General features: G+C 72.8%; 13 protein-coding genes and 1 tRNA gene. 8 read left to right on the top strand and 6 right to left on the bottom strand.

The genetic code is table 11. The features are described from left to right. Positions 1-67 precede the first annotated feature (67 nt). The 4 genes from ACFWN3_RS09135 to ACFWN3_RS09120 all read right to left on the bottom strand — a co-directional run bounded on the left by ACFWN3_RS09135 (position 68) and on the right by ACFWN3_RS09120 (position 4,122). On the bottom strand, positions 68-556 hold the full coding sequence (locus tag ACFWN3_RS09135) for a carboxypeptidase regulatory-like domain-containing protein (protein ID WP_377645476.1): 489 nt from the start codon (positions 554-556) through the stop codon (positions 68-70). Next, positions 553-1,134: an RNA polymerase sigma factor gene (locus tag ACFWN3_RS09130; protein WP_377645475.1), complete on the bottom strand. Its 582-nt coding sequence runs from the start codon at positions 1,132-1,134 to the stop codon at positions 553-555. Before ACFWN3_RS09130 ends, ACFWN3_RS09135 begins: the two co-directional genes overlap by 4 nt. Further along, positions 1,131-2,978, bottom strand: a complete 1,848-nt coding sequence (locus ACFWN3_RS09125) for a S8 family serine peptidase (RefSeq protein ID WP_377645473.1) — start codon at positions 2,976-2,978, stop codon at positions 1,131-1,133. The genes ACFWN3_RS09130 and ACFWN3_RS09125 overlap by 4 nt, the downstream gene beginning before the upstream one ends. A 772-nt stretch (positions 2,979-3,750) precedes the next feature. After that, complete coding sequence (locus tag ACFWN3_RS09120; RefSeq protein WP_377645471.1) at positions 3,751-4,122, bottom strand: protoporphyrinogen oxidase; 372 nt, start codon at positions 4,120-4,122, stop codon at positions 3,751-3,753. Between the two features lie 213 nt (positions 4,123-4,335). Between ACFWN3_RS09120 and ACFWN3_RS09115 the strand changes: the two genes are divergently transcribed. Both ACFWN3_RS09115 and ACFWN3_RS09110 read left to right on the top strand, forming a co-directional pair. Beyond that, a tRNA-Ser gene (locus tag ACFWN3_RS09115) sits at positions 4,336-4,422 on the top strand. Positions 4,423-4,635: 213 nt separating this feature from the next. Further along, complete coding sequence (locus ACFWN3_RS09110; RefSeq protein WP_377645469.1) at positions 4,636-5,616, top strand: DUF1206 domain-containing protein; 981 nt, start codon at positions 4,636-4,638, stop codon at positions 5,614-5,616. 147 nt (positions 5,617-5,763) lie between these two features. Here the strand turns inward: ACFWN3_RS09110 and ACFWN3_RS09105 are convergent, their stop codons facing one another. Continuing rightward, positions 5,764-6,792: a LacI family DNA-binding transcriptional regulator gene (locus tag ACFWN3_RS09105; RefSeq protein ID WP_377645467.1), complete on the bottom strand. Its 1,029-nt coding sequence runs from the start codon at positions 6,790-6,792 to the stop codon at positions 5,764-5,766. A gap of 128 nt (positions 6,793-6,920) precedes the next feature. On the opposite strand from ACFWN3_RS09105, the gene ACFWN3_RS09100 reads away from it, so the two are divergent. The 5 genes from ACFWN3_RS09100 (at position 6,921) to ACFWN3_RS09080 (ending at position 10,840) form a co-directional block, all read left to right on the top strand. Beyond that, on the top strand, positions 6,921-8,015 hold the full coding sequence (locus tag ACFWN3_RS09100) for a substrate-binding domain-containing protein (protein ID WP_377645465.1): 1,095 nt from the start codon (positions 6,921-6,923) through the stop codon (positions 8,013-8,015). 6 nt (positions 8,016-8,021) lie between these two features. After that, positions 8,022-9,044, top strand: a complete 1,023-nt coding sequence (locus ACFWN3_RS09095; RefSeq protein ID WP_377645463.1) for an ABC transporter permease — start codon at positions 8,022-8,024, stop codon at positions 9,042-9,044. After that, entirely contained in the window at positions 9,041-9,874 is an 834-nt protein-coding gene (locus ACFWN3_RS09090) for an ATP-binding cassette domain-containing protein (protein WP_377645461.1), read from the top strand. Before ACFWN3_RS09095 ends, ACFWN3_RS09090 begins: the two co-directional genes overlap by 4 nt. Before the next feature lie 138 nt (positions 9,875-10,012). Then, positions 10,013-10,408, top strand: coding sequence for a universal stress protein (locus ACFWN3_RS09085; protein ID WP_377645459.1), 396 nt, complete (start codon positions 10,013-10,015; stop codon positions 10,406-10,408). 228 nt (positions 10,409-10,636) lie between these two features. After that, on the top strand, positions 10,637-10,840 hold the full coding sequence (locus tag ACFWN3_RS09080; protein WP_377645457.1) for a cold-shock protein: 204 nt from the start codon (positions 10,637-10,639) through the stop codon (positions 10,838-10,840). A gap of 102 nt (positions 10,841-10,942) precedes the next feature. Here ACFWN3_RS09080 and ACFWN3_RS09075 read toward each other — a convergent pair whose 3' ends face one another. Next, on the bottom strand, positions 10,943-12,832 hold the full coding sequence (locus ACFWN3_RS09075; RefSeq protein WP_377645455.1) for a penicillin-binding transpeptidase domain-containing protein: 1,890 nt from the start codon (positions 12,830-12,832) through the stop codon (positions 10,943-10,945). Between the two features lie 203 nt (positions 12,833-13,035). Between ACFWN3_RS09075 and ACFWN3_RS09070 the strand changes: the two genes are divergently transcribed. Continuing rightward, positions 13,036-14,502 carry a mannitol dehydrogenase family protein gene (locus ACFWN3_RS09070; protein WP_377645453.1) on the top strand — a complete coding sequence of 489 codons (1,467 nt, stop codon included), beginning with the start codon at positions 13,036-13,038 and terminating at the stop codon, positions 14,500-14,502.

Here is a 14,502-nt window from a genome sequence, read left to right as displayed (position 1 = left end):
TTGGCGAGGACGGCTTCCTCGACGAGACGGGTGACGTGGTCGTGGAGGACCGGGTCGATCCCGGGCCTCAGATCTCCACGGTCGGCGTGATGACGGGGCGGACGTCGCCCTCGGGCAGGAACACGAAGCGGACCAGCCCTCGCGGGGCGGGGTCGATGGTGAACCGGCCGTCGTCGTCGACCTCGACGCTGAGGGTGCGTGCCTCGCCGCGGATCTCGACCGTGACGGCGGAGTCGTGGCCGGTGACCCAGCCGTCGACCCGCACCTCCTCGGCGTCGATCGGCGAGAGGGTGACCATGACCGACAGCGTCTCGGCGCTGAAGGTCAGGGTCTGGGTGCGGGTGTACTCCGAGCGCGCGAGGGCGCTCTCGGCACCGACGCGCTGCAGCTCGGCGACCTCGGCGTGCAGGGCCTGCACGGTGAGGGCGAACTTGACGTCGTCGGCCAGCCCCGCGGGAACGGGGTCGGCAGCACGCAGGACGTCGGCGATGGCGGTGAGGATCCGCTCGTCGAGCTCGTCGAGCGGCTCCGTGGCCAGGTCTCGGTCGGCGTTCACAGGGCACCTCCCCAGGCGGGGTCGTCGGCGAGGGCGGCGCGCAGCTTGGCCAGGCAGCGCCCTCGGGTCGGGCCGATGCTTCCCACCGGCATGTTGAGGGACTCGGAGACCGCCGCGTAGTCGGGGCGGTCGGAGAACGCGATGACGCGCAGCAGCGCCTGGCATCGCGGGGTGAGCCGCTGGACGTGCGCCCACAGGACGCGGTGGTCCTCGCGGTGCACGGCCACGGCGGCCGGGTCGGGGTGGTCGTCGGGCAGCGACTCGTCGAGCTCGCCGCCCGCGCGGCCGTCGACCTTGTGGGTGCGCCAGCACTCGCGCCGGACGGTGACGATGAGCCAGCCCATGACGGCCTGGGGGTCCTTGATCCGCTCGGCGCTCTCGACGAGCCGCAGCCACGCGGTCTGCACGGCGTCCTGGGCGAGCGCGTCGGACGCGCCCTGCCCGCGGGCCGTGTGCCAGAGGACCGGGGTGAGCAGGTCGACGAGCTCGTCCATGGCGCGGACCTCCCCGTCGCGGTAGGCGCGGAAGGAGGACGCCGCCCGGGTCGAGAGGGTCTGCACCGTGTCGTCGGCGGTCATGGCGTCCCCCCGAACCGCTCGGCGTGGGCGTGGGCGATGACGGCCTGGGCCGCCGTGCGCGCGCGCGAGGTCCCGGACGTGGTGACGCCCGAGCCGGCCCGGACGACCTCGGCCGCGACCTCGCCGGCGATCCACGGTGAGGCGAAGCTCGTGCCGCTCCACACCGCGAAGCCCGAGGAGAAGTCGTCGAAGTCGACGCTGGAGCGCGGGCCGGGGCCGACGCCCTCGACCTGGAGCGCCGAGCGCAGCGAGCCCGAGAGCGTGACGGGCACGGTGGAGACGACCCCGGCGCCGGGGGCGTGGGCGGTGACCCAGTCGCCGACGTTGGAGAAGAGGGCGACGCTGCGGTCGTCGGGGTTCGTCGCGCCGACGCCGACGAGGCCCTCCTCGCCCGGCTCGGCGAAGGCCGCCGGGAAGAAGCGGGCCCGGGTGGAGTCGTTGCCGGCGCACGCGACGACGACGACGCCCTCGTCGGCGAAGTCCTGGAGGAGGTCGTGCAGGGCGGTGTCGTCGGCGTCCTCGGGGGTCTCGTGGTAGTACCCGAGCGAGAGGTTGAGGACGTCGAGGACGCCGTGGGCGACCGTGCCGGGTGCGGCCTTCGCGGCGCGGTGGCGGGCCAGGAGCCGGCTCAGCGCGGTGACGACGTCGTCCTCGAGGGCGGCGCCGTCGGACGCCATGACAGGCACCGAGAGGATGACGGCCTCGGGGCAGCGCTGCCGGATGACCCCGGCGATGAAGGTGCCGTGGCCGCAGAGGACGTCGACGAGCCCGTTGACGTCGTCGAAGACGACCCCGGTGTTCTCGGGGTCGCGAGAGGGCTCCTTCCACACGCCGATCGGCTCGCCGTCGAAGGTCACCCGCCGGTGCGCGCCGGGGCAGGTCGCGGGGTCGGTGCAGTCCTCGGCGCTGGCGTGCGCGTCCTCCGCGGGGAACCAGGGGTGCTGTCCGAGACCGGTGTCGAGGACGGCCACGACGGGGGCGTCCTTCGTCGGGGTCGTCGTGCCGCGCGGGTCGGGGGCCGACCACACGACGGGCGTGCGCCCACCGATGCCCGGGCTGCCGTACTCGGCGAGGAGGCCGCCGCCACCCCACACGCCGCCACCACCGCCCCAGACACCGCCACCGCCGCCCCAGACACCGCCACCACCGCCCCAGACGCCACCGCCGCCGCCCCACACGCCGCCACCGGCGGTGAGGACGTGCTCGACGGAGACGCCTCCGGCGAGGCTGCGGCCCCGGCGGTCACGGCGCTCGCGACGCCGCTTCTCGGCCTCGCCCACCTCGCCGTCGGGGTCGGGCAGCCGGCCGAGGCCGAGCTTGTCGTAGAGGAGGGAGCCGCGCTCGGACGTCTCCATCAGCGTCGTCTGGAGGAAGCGCCACGCGTCGGGCGCCTTGCCGGCCTTGCCGGGGTCGCGGGAGAGGCGGATGCGCGTGACGATGACCTGGCCGTCGGGACCGAGGGCGTCGGACGCCTCGCCGCGGGTGGGCAGTGGCACGGGCTCGCCGACGGGCTCGATGACGAACGGGTCGGGCAGGCTCGCGGCGTAGGCGACGAGCTCGTCGACCCGGGAGGGGGTGTTCTCGCCGTCGATGTCGGGGTCGGTGACGTCGCGCACGAGCAGGGTGTCGCCGACGTAGACGGTCGGCAGTGGCGTGGGCTGCCCCGGGGCCAGGACCGCGGTGTCGGGGTCGAGGACCCGGGCACCGAGCCGGCGCGCGAGCAGCGGCGAGACGAGGGGCACGGGAGGGAGGGACGAGGGGTCCTCGGCCACCGGAGCGGTCGGCGGACGCGACCGGTCGGGTGCGCTCTCACGCGAGGGCTTCTCGGGGGGCGTGCCAGCCATCGTGGCTCCTGGTGAGGAAGGGGGACCGGGTGCGAGAGCGGTCTCGCCCAGCGTAGTGACTCTGTTCATCACCGGACAGGAGGTCGGGAGCACCGCCCTGATACACGGCGACCTGCAGGTTCTCCGCCACCCCGGCCGTCAGCTCGGCCGCCTCCACTCGACTGACCCGGCCGCCTCGACGCGACTGGCTCGGCTGGCGCGGCCGCGTGCGCGACCCCGACCCCTCGGGCGCGTGGGCCACTCCGCCGTTCTCACGGCCGCCTGCTGCGCGCCGGGCGTTCCGGCCAGGAGGGTCGATATCGCGCGACATGCCGACGGCGGGAGCGATCCATCGGCATGTCGCGCGACCTCGACGCGCGGCGGTGTGCGTCCACGTCGGGGAAGCTCTCCCCAGGGCCGTGTATCAGGAGGTCCCGGCCGCGCTCCTCGTCGTCGTGGAACCCAGCGGGATCCGCGGTGCGGCCGTACCGGTCAGGGGCGGTTCGGGCGCATCGGGGCCGTGGGGCGCCGTGACCGCGCACCAGTGGTGCGGGGTCGGGGCGACGGTCCCGTCACACGGGGAGCCGGCCACGCCGGACCGGCGCCGCAGGGGGCGCAGGAGGGGTCGGCGTGGCCGGCGACCACGTATCGCAAGTGCTCCGCCTCGGGGGTAGCCCGTTCGTCACCGAAATCCTGCCTCGGTCACCCGATATCGGGGGTCATCGCGGAGGTTCGGTGGCACTCGACGCGGTGCAGCGGGCCGGAGCCGGCCACGCCTCCAGCCGCCGAGATGTCAGGCGGCGCCGTCGGTGCGGCGCGTCGCGGCGGCCCAGGGGTCGCCGTGCGGCGGGGTCGTGTCGGCGCCCGAGCCGGCCGGACCGCCCGGAGGCGTCCCCGGGGAGGTCGCGATGGCCTCGGTGGTCACCGTGCGGCTGGCGCGCAGCCGCTGCCCGGTGGCTCGTGCGGCGTCGGCGACGAGGTCGGCGACGACCGGGGCGGCCTTGGTGCGGGCGGCCTCCTTGGCCACACCCACCTGCTTCTGCACGGGTCCGGAGTTCCACACCTTCGAGGAGGTGCGGCGGATCTGCTCGTACCGCTGCTTGCCGGCTCGTGCACCGAGGACGTACCCGGTGGCCAGACCGGCGAGGAACGTCAGCTTCGCCACGGGTGGCTCCTTTCGTCGGGACGGTGCCCTGCATCGGCCCCCGACCCTACCCAACCCGGGGCGCCGCAACCCTCGTCGTCCCGCGCCGGTCTCGCCGCGAACCCCGGGTCGAGGTGTCCGGCCCGCGCGGGGCGCCGCTGGATCACCTCGAATCGGGCGGAGGGAGGAACGGGGGTCGGCATACCCTGTGTCGTGCCCGGCCGGTCCGGGCCAGGAGGGCTCGCATAGTGGCCTAGTGCGGCGGTCTTGAAAACCGCTATGGCGGCAACGTCATCGTGGGTTCGAATCCCACGCCCTCCGCCGGCTCCCAGCGGGAGCTCGCGACCGCGGGCAGCAGCGGAGGGCGGGCGATGACGGGGAGGTGCCAACGAGGGACAGGAGCCTGCCAGGGACGAGGTGGTCGACGGAGTCCCACGCCCTCCGCCGACGCCACCTGACGGGTCGCTGAGAGGGGAGTGCGCCGGTCAGGACGGCTCGCACCCCCGGTCCCGGCCGTCGGACTAGATTCCGAGCGTGAGCGCTCCGCCCCCCCACGAGGACTCCGACGGGCTTCCCGTCGTCGAGGCCGTCAGGGAGGTCGCCGAGGACGTCGCGGAGCGGGCCGGCGAGGTCCGTGAGCACGTCGTCGAGGTCGCGGAGGACGTGAGGGAGCGCGCCGCCGAGGTGGCCGGCGAGGTGGCGGAGTCGACCGGCGAGGCGGCCGCGGCCTTCGCCCAGGTGACGACGCACGCGGCGGAGGTCGCCGAGACGCACCCCACGATCTCGACCGGGGCCCGGGTGGGGTTCCTCCTCGACGGGATCCTCCACGTCGCGATGGGGTGGGCGGGCCTGGGCATCGCGTGGGGCTGGGGCGGGACGGCCGACGAGTCGGGCGCCCTGACGACCTTGGCCGACACCGCCGGTGGCCGTTGGGCACTGTGGATCGGCTTCGTCGGGTTCACCGTCGTCGCGCTCTGGAACCTCGCACGCGCCATCACGGGACGTCACTGCCGCAACGGGTTCAAGCGCCTCGAGCACGGCGCCGACGGACTCGCGTACGTCACCGTCGCCTGGAGCGCGGCCGCCTTCGCCCTCGGCGCCGGGACGACGAGCCGCGACTCGTCGGTCGGCATCACGAGGACGCTGCTGGGCCTGCCGGGAGGGACGCTGCTCGTCGTCGCGTGCGGCCTCGCCGTCGGTGGGGTCGGTGTCTTCAGCATCTGGTCGGGCTGGAGCGGCGACTTCCTCGTCGACCTGGAGCGCCACCCGGGCCGGTTGGCTGAGGCCGCGGGACGCATCGGGTTCGTCATGCGTGGCGTCGCCTTCGGGCTCGTCGGCTACCTCTTCGTCGCCGCGGCGTGGACGAAGCGGGCCGAGGGGTCGACGGGCATCGACGGCGCGCTGCGCTTCCTCCAGGACGTGCCGCTCGGACGCTACGAGCTGAGCGTCATCTCGGTGGGGCTCATCCTCTTCGGCGTCTACCTCGTGACGCGCGCCCGGCACCTCCGCCGCTGACGGCTCGGCCATCCCCGGGTCGGCGGGTCCGAGGCCGCCTCACCCCGGTTCGGCTCCCTCCACCCGGGTTCAGAACCGGGGTGGAGTGCGCCATTTCGGGGTCACCCCGAACTTGTGCCGCCGGCCAGGGTGGCGAGGGGGCGGGGGTCAGCGGGTGGGGGGCGGGATCTCCCCCGAGCCGCGCACGACGAGCGTCGGCTCGGTGACGACGTGGCGCGGCGACGCGTCGTCGCCGTCGATCCGGGCGAAGAGGAGCTCGGCGACGGTCTTGCCGATGCGGGCGACGTCCTGCCGGATGACGGTGAGCGGGGGGTCGAGGAGGTCGGCGAGCGGGAAGTCGTCGAACCCGACGAGGGCGATCTCGCGTCGCAGCCCGCGCTCGGCCAGCGCCCGGACGACCCCGGTCGACAGGATGTTGCGCGCGGTGAAGATCGCGGTGGGCGGGTTCGCCATCGAGAGGAGCTCGTAGACCACCTCGGTCGCCTGGTCGGTGGAGCGCAGCCCGTCGACGACGAGCTTCGGGTCGGGCCGCAGCCCGCGCGCCGTGTACGCCGAACGGAAGCCGGCGATGCGCTGGCTGGCCGTGTAGATCGTCGACATGTCCGACAGGGCTGCGATGCGCCGATGTCCCTGCGCGAGAAGGTGTTCGGCGGCGATGGCTCCACCCGCGCGGTTGTCGATCATCACCGAGTCGGCGTCGACCCCCCGCGGGGGCCGGTCGACGAAGACCGCGGGCGTCCCCGTCCGCAGCTCGGCGACGAGGTAGTCCTGCCGGTCGCTCGCGGGCATGATGACGAGGCCGTCGACCCGGCGGGTCACGAGGTCGTGGACGAGCTCCTGCTCGCGCTCGCTCTCCTCGTCGAGGCTCGCCGCGAGGACCGCGGTGCCGCGCTTGCGCGCGGCGTCCTCGAGGGCGCGCAGCAGCGAGGCCGAGAACGAGTTCGACAGGTCCTGGACGAGGGCGCCGACGAGGCCGGTGCGCGCCCCCGCGCGGCGCAGGTTGCTCGCGGCGAGGTTGGGGCGGTAGTCGAGGCGCTGCACGGCGGCCGCGACCCGTTCCCGGACGTCGGGGGAGACCCCCGCCTCGTCGTTGACGACCCGCGACACCGTCTTGAGGGAGACACCGGCCAGGGCCGCGACATCGCGCATGGTGGCGCGGTTCGACTGGCCAGACAACGATGTCACCTTCACATCACGATGTGTAACCCATGTGTTGACGTCGGCGCAAGGGGAGAGTAGACAAGGCGCTGACAACGTTGTCACGGCGGTGTCGTCCAGCAGAGACTCAAAGGAGAGTTCGCACCATGCACAACGCTCACATCACGGCCTCGCGCACGGCGCGCAGGGTGCTCGCGTCGGTCGGCATCGCCGGCCTCGCACTCGGTGTCGCAGCCTGTGGATCCGACGACGGAGGCTCGGGGGGCGGGGGCGACGACCAGATCGGCGTCTCGCTCATCACCAAGGACTCCTCGAACCCCTTCTTCGTCGCGATGCAGAACGGGGCCAAGGCCGACGCCGCCAAGAACGGCGTCAAGCTCACCGTCGCGTCCGGCAAGCAGGAAGGTGACGACGCCGGCCAGATCGCCGCGATCGAGCAGGCCGTCGTCCGCGGCGACAAGGGGATCCTCATCACCCCGATGTCCACCGGCGTCAACGACGCGATGAAGAAGGCGCGCGACGCGGGCCTCTACGTCATCGCGCTCGACACCCCGCCCGACCCGGCGGACACCGTCGACATCACCTTCGCCACCGACAACCGCAAGGCGGGCGACCTCATCGGCAAGTGGGCCGCGGCGCAGCTCGCCGGCAAGCCCGCGACGATCGCCCTGCTCGACCTGTTCAACGACAAGGTCGTCTCGGTCGACTACAACCGCGACCAGGGCTTCCTCGAGGGCATGGGCATCGACGTCGCCGACGGCAAGAAGAACGGCGACGAGGCCAAGACCGGCAAGTACAGCGGTGGCGACTACACCATCGTCTGCAACGAGCCGAGCAACGGCGCCGAGGACGGTGGCCGCACCGCGATGGAGACCTGCCTGTCCAAGAGCGACGGCATCAACGTCGTCTACACGATCAACGAGCCGGCCGCGGTCGGTGCCTCGGCCGCCCTCAAGGCCGCCGGCATCACCGACGCGCTCATCGTCTCGGTCGACGGCGGCTGCGCCGGCGTCGCCTCGGTCAAGGACGGCACCATCGGCGCCACCTCGCAGCAGTACCCGCTGAAGATGGCGACCCTGGGCATGGAGGCGATCGCCAAGATCGCCCGCGGCGGCGAGAAGCCGACCACCACCGAGGGTCTCGACTTCTTCGACACCGGTGTCGCGCTCGTCACCGACAAGCCGGCCGACGGCGTCGAGAGCATCGACACCACCGAAGCCACGAAGATCTGCTGGGGCTGATCCACGATGTCGTCGTCCACATCGTCTGCTGCCGCCGAGTTCGCTCGGCGGCGGCAGAGCCCCGTCCAGCGGGTCCAGCACCTCCTCCACGGCTACCCGTGGCTGAGCCCGCTGTTCCTGCTCGTGCTGACCTTCGTCATCTTCTCGGTCATCAACCCGCGCTTCGCCGCCCCGAACGCGCAGTCCCTCCTCCTCCAGCAGGTCGCGGTCGTCGCGTGCCTGGCCATCGGGCAGACGCTCGTCATCCTCACCGCGGGCATCGACCTGTCGGTCGGGGCGGTCACCATCCTCGCGATGATGATCATGGCGACGCTCGCTGCCGAGAGCGGGGTCCCGGGGTTCCTCGCGATCCTCATCGGGATCGCCCTCGCGGTGGGCGCCGGGTTCCTCAACGGCTTCCTCGTCACCCGGGTCGGGCTGCCGCCGTTCATCGTCACCCTCGGCACGCTGTCGATCTTCACCGCGATCGCGCTGCTGTACTCCGGTGGTTCGAGCATCCAGAACAACCGGCTGCCCGACATCATCAACCTCACCGGTGAGACCTTCAAGGTCGGTCCGTTCAACATCACCGTCGGCGTCATCATGGTCCTGGTGCTGTACGCGGTCGTCGGCTTCGCCCTGAGCCAGACGGCCTGGGGTCGGCACATCTACGCCGTGGGCGACGAACCCGAGGCGGCCCGCCTGTCGGGTATCGCGAGCAAGCGCGTCCTGCTCTCGGTCTACACCGTCGCCGGGCTCATCTACGGCATCGCGGCGTGGGTCCAGATCGGCCGCGCCGGGGCCGCCACCCCCAACGGCATCCCCGACGCCAACCTCGACAGCATCACCGCGGTCGTCATCGGTGGCACCAGCCTCTTCGGCGGCCGCGGCGGGCTGATCGGCAGCCTCCTCGGCGCGATCATCGTCGGCGCGTTCACCCTGGGCCTCTCCCTCGCGGGCGTGGACCAGCAGTGGCGTCTGTTCGCGATCGGTGTCCTCGTCATCGTCGCCGTCTCGGTCGACCAGTGGATCCGGAAGGTGAAGGCATGAGCACCATGGAGCGGCTGCCCCTGTCGGTGGACAGCATCCCCGAGGAGAAGCGGGCGAAGTACGAGGCCCAGCCGATCCTGTCGGCCCGCGACCTCGTCATCACCTTCGGCCGGGTCATCGGCCTCGACGGCGTCAACCTCGACCTCTACCGGGGTGAGGTGCTCGCGGTCATCGGTGACAACGGCGCCGGCAAGTCGACGCTCATCAAGTGCCTCACCGGCGCCTACACCCCCGACAGCGGAGAGATCCAGCTCGACGGGCAGCCGGTGGCCTTCAAGCGTCCGCAGGACGCCCGCGAGGCCGGCATCGAGACGGTCTACCAGCAGCTGGCCGTCATCCCCGCGCTCGACATCGCGAGCAACCTCTACCTGGCTCGCGAGGAGCGCCGCCCCGGTCCGCTCGGGTCGGTGCTGCGGATGCTCGACAAGAAGGGGATGAAGGAGCGCGCCGGCGAGGCCGTGCAGAACCTCGGCATCCAGACCATCCAGAACATGGGCCAGGCGGTGGAGACCCTCTCGGGTGGCCAGCGCCAGGCCGTGGCCGTGGCCCGTGCCGCGGCGTTCGGGAGCAAGGTCGTCGTCCTCGACGAGCCGACCGCCGCTCTCGGCGTCAAGGAGTCGGGGATGGTCCTCGACATGGTCAAGCAGCTGCGGGACAACGGGCTCGCGGTCATCCTCATCTCGCACAACATGCCGCACGTGTGGGAGGCGGCCGACCGCATCCACATCCAGCGGCTCGGCGGCTGCGCGGGTGTCATCACCCCGCAGTCCCACGACATGGGAGAGGGCGTCGCCATCATGACCGGCGCCACGAAGCTCTCTTCCTCGTGAACGCGGGACGCCGCACCTGACGGACGACCAGGTGCGGCGTCCCGTCCCCACCCGCGGGGACGGCCGTCCGAACGACCCCGTCCGCCCCGCGGTCGGAACGTCGACCATCCCAGTGCCACACCACATCCGGAGGCAACCATGACCATCGTCGTGGGCTACATCCCGCGCCCCGAGGGGCTCGCGGCCGTCGACGAGGCGATCGCCGAGGCCGAGCGCACCGGGCAGCGCCTCGTCGTCGTCAACACCGGCCAGCACGGTGACTACACGCACGCCAACTTCGCCGCGCCCCAGGACATCGACGCCCTCGACGCTCAGCTCACCGAGCGGGGCATCGAGCACGAGGTCCGCCAGCCGACACGCGGCCTCGCGCCCGCCGACGAGCTGCTCGACACGGCCGCCGAGGTCGACGCCTCGCTCATCGTCATCGGCCTGCGCCGGCGCAGCCCGCTCGGCAAGCTCATCACCGGGTCGACCGCCCAGCAGGTGCTCCTCGACGCCACCTGCGACGTCCTCGCGGTCAAGGCGCCGGTCTGACCCGACGGCGCCGCCGCCGGTACGCCGCACCCGGGTTCGTCCGCTGGATGAACTGATGACGACGTGACGCGCGTCGGCCCAGCGTGCGTGCTAGCGTCGCTGGCGGTTGCAGCAACAGCACTACCTTGAAGGTCGACGATCACGCGCCAGAGGGGACTGGAGTTCGCATCCACGGTCGGTACGACGTGTACCGGTCGCGTGCTACACACAGAAAGAGTTACCCCCGATATGGCACAGGGCACCGTGAAGTGGTTCAACGCTGAGAAGGGCTTCGGATTCATCGCCCAGGACGGCGGCGGCCCCGACGTGTTCGTTCACTACTCCGCCATCGACACCCAGGGCTACCGCAGCCTCGACGAGAACCAGAAGGTCGAGTTCGAGGTCACCCAGGGTCCCAAGGGCCCGCAGGCCGACTCGGTCCGTCCCATCTGACCGAGGTCCCGCGAGTCCTCGCGAAGGCCCCGTCCGGCTCGTCCGGGCGGGGCCTTCCGCCTGCGTGGGCGCGGCGCCCGGGGCGGGAGCCGGCGCCGGTGCTCAGCCGCGGGCGAGGTTGGCGAGGAACGACTTCGCGATGGGCGCGGCGACCGTCCCACCGCTCCTGCCGGCCTCGACGAGGACGGCGAACGCGACGTCACCCTGGTAGCCGATGAACCACACCCGCGGCGGGGTGTCGGGGTCGGTGCCGTACTCGGCGGTGCCCGTCTTGCCGCGGACCGGCCCGCCGGGGCTGTCGCGCACGGCGGTCCCGGTGCCGGACGAGACGACCGAGGCCATCATCGAGCGGAGGTCGGCGACCGTCGTGCCGTCGAGCGGGGTCGGTCGCGGGTTGCTCCCCTCGTCGACGACGAGGGAGGGCGCGACGTACGTGCCGCGCCCGATGCTCCCGGCGAGGACGGCCATCGCGAGCGGCGAGACCTCGATGCGGCCCTGTCCGATCGCCGCGGCTGCCGCGTCGGTGCCGCCCGTCGTCTCGGGGACGCTGCCGTCGAAGGCGCCGGCGACGCCGAGCTGGTCGGCCCAGCCGGCGCCCACCCCGAGGGCCTTGGCGGCGGTCGTGAGGTCGTCGGGGGCGAGCTCGCCGCTCAGCCCGACGAACGCCGTGTTGCACGAGACGGTGAAGTCCTCGAAGAAGGTCGGGTCACCGGTCGTCGACTCCCCGGCGAAGTTGCGGAACTCCCGCCCGTCGACGACCGCCGAGGCCGGACACGGGACGAGGGTCGTCGGCGTCGTGATGCCCCGGGTCAGGTAGGCGTACGTGGTCGCGACCTTGAACGTCGACCCCGGCGGGTACCGGCCCGTGAGGGCGCGGTCGAAGCCGCTCGAGGGGGAGTTCGCCGCGGCGAGGACCTCGCCCGAGGGGACGTCGACGGCGACGAGCGCCGAGGCCGCCTCGAGGTTCGCGGACGCCAGGGCCTGCTCGGCGGCCTCCTGCACCCGGGGGCTGAGCGTGGTGCGGACGTCGGACCCGTCGGTCGCGGCCTGCTCGAAGAGGGTGGCGCCGCCGCTCGTCGTGACGGAGAGCCCGGTCGTGCCCCGCAGGGTGGTGTCGTACTGGCCCTGGAGGCCGCTGCGCCCGGCGCGGTCGCCCGCGACGTAGCGACCCTCGCCCTTCTCGACCATCTCCGCGGTGACGTCGCCGTAGCTGCCGAGCAGCGGCTGGCCGAAGGTCCGGGTGGGCGCGAGCGGCTGGGTGCCCTCGCGGGCCAGGACGCCGGCGAGGTCGTCGAGCCGGCCGCGGCGCGACTCGTAGTCGGCTTCGCGGTAGGTGATGGCCGTGATGGGGGCCTTCGACCCGGCGTCGGTCGCCTTCTTCAGCGCGGCGACGAGGGAGCCCTTCTTCGCCTCGACGACCTTCTCGAGGCCGGCTGCGGACGCGGGCGTCGCGTTGACGGGGTCGAGGAGGATCGTGAAGACCGCTCCGAGGGGCATGAGGGCGCGACCCTCGCGGTCGAGGAGGTCGCCGCGCGTGCCGGTGGTCCGCTCGACCTCGACCGTCTCGCCGGCGGCGAGGTCGGGGTGCCAGGCCGAGCGGCCCGCCCCCGGCGTCGCGACGACCCAGCGCGACCCGTCCTCCTCGACCCTCGTCGGGACGGTGTACTCCCACGGGCTGTCGCCGGGCAGGGTCCACCGCACCGTGAGGTCGGCCGTCGCCGAGGTCCCCGTGCGCCGGACGGCTCCCGGACGCACGGACACGGGGGCCTGCTCGAGGTCGGCGAGGGCGGTGCGGAAGTCCTCGGCGAGCGCGGGCGAGGCGAGGGGCGCCCGGGAGAGGTCCTTGGCGACCCAGGCCCGCGCGAACGCCTCGAACGCCCCCGCGGCGGCGGTGTCGCGCTCGGCCTCCTGCTGGCGCCACCACAGGGCGCCACCGAGCCCGCCCACGAGGACGAGGACGGCGGCGACGACGACGGCGACGCGGACCTTCATGCCCCCAGTCAACACAGCCGGTCCGTCACCGGCGACCCGGGGGTCCGGGTCGGCCGGGCCCCGGACGGCCGTCGGCACCCCGGACCGGTACCAATCCGTGCGTCCTCGATCTTTTGATTCCCCGGTGCGTCCGGCTCTGGTCTTTCGGGCCAGGTGTTGGTTGCATGCTGCAGGGTTCCCCGTCCCTCGAAAGGCCTGCCCCCGTGACCGCCCTGACCGACCAAGCGCTCGCGCCGAGCGTCTCGACGCCGTCGTACGACCGCGCCGCCGCCTCCGTCGGCATCGTCCACTTCGGGTTCGGCAACTTCCACCGCTCGCACCAGGCGATGTACGTCGACCGGCTCATGGAGGCCGGCCACGGGCTCGACTGGGGGATCTGCGGCGTCGGCGTGCTCGCCCACGACGTGGCGATGCGCGACGCGATGCGCGCCCAGGACTGCGAGTTCACCCTCGTCGTGCGCCATCCCGACGGCAGCCTCGAGCCACGGGTCGTCGGCTCGGTGCTCGAGTACCTCTTCGGTCCCGAGGACTCCACCGCCGTGTACGAGCGGCTCCTCGACCCGGCGGTGCGCATCGTCAGCCTCACGGTGACCGAGGGCGGCTACCTCAAGAACGCCGCGACCGGCGAGTTCGACGCCGAGCACGCCTCCGTGCGCCACGACGTCGAGCACCTCGACGCTCCGGGGACCGCGTTCGCGTTCGTCGTCGAGGGCCTGCGCCGCCGCCGGGCCGCCGGGCTGGAGCCCTTCACCGTGCTCTCGTGTGACAACCTCCAGGGCAACGGGGAGGTGACCCGGCAGACGGTGTCCTCGTTCGCCCGCCTCGTCGACGCCGACCTCGCCGACTGGATCGAGGCCGAGGTCTCCTTCCCCAACTGCATGGTCGACCGGATCACGCCCGCGACGACCGACGCCGACCGCGAGGTCCTGCGCCACGACTTTGGCATCGAGGACCGGTGGCCGGTGCCCGCCGAGCCCTTCACCCAGTGGATCGTCGAGGACCACTTCCCCCTCGGGAGACCGGCGTTGGAGGAGGTCGAGGTCCAGTTCGTCGACGACGTCACGCCCTACGAGCTGATGAAGCTGCGCCTGCTCAACGCCAGCCACCAGGCCCTGGCGTACCTCGGCGCCCCGCTCGGCTACGTGCTCGTCGACGAGACGATGCGCGACGAGAGGGTCCGCGACTACCTCGCCCGCTACATGGCCGACGAGGCGTCACCGACCCTCGGCGACCTGCCCGGCATCGACCTCGACGGGTACATGGCCACGCTCCTCGAGCGCTTCTCCAACCCCGGCATCCGCGACACCCTCGTGCGCCTCGCGACCGACGGCGGCAACCGGATGGCGACCTTCACCCTGCCCGCGGTGCGGGCCAACCTCGCGGCCGGCCGACCGGTGGAGCTGGGCGCCGCGATGGTGGCCGCGTGGGCCGAGTACTGGGCCCTCGTCGGACGCGGCGGCCTCGGGCCCGACGAGGTCCCCGACGACGTCCACGCCGACGAGCTCACCGCGGCGGCCCTCGACGAGCGCCCGGAGGCGTTCGTCGAGCTCGAGGCGCTCTTCGGCGACCTCGGGTCGGACCCCCGCTTCCTCGAGGCGTACTGCCGCCTGCGCGCCGTGCTCGTCGAGCACGGGGTCCACGGGCTGGTCGACCAGGTCCTGGGGCGCTGA

Source organism: Oryzobacter terrae (genome assembly GCF_042756445.1).
Taxonomy (GTDB): Bacteria; Actinomycetota; Actinomycetes; order Actinomycetales; family Dermatophilaceae; genus Oryzobacter; species Oryzobacter terrae.
This window is presented reverse-complemented; position numbering and strand designations above follow the sequence as displayed.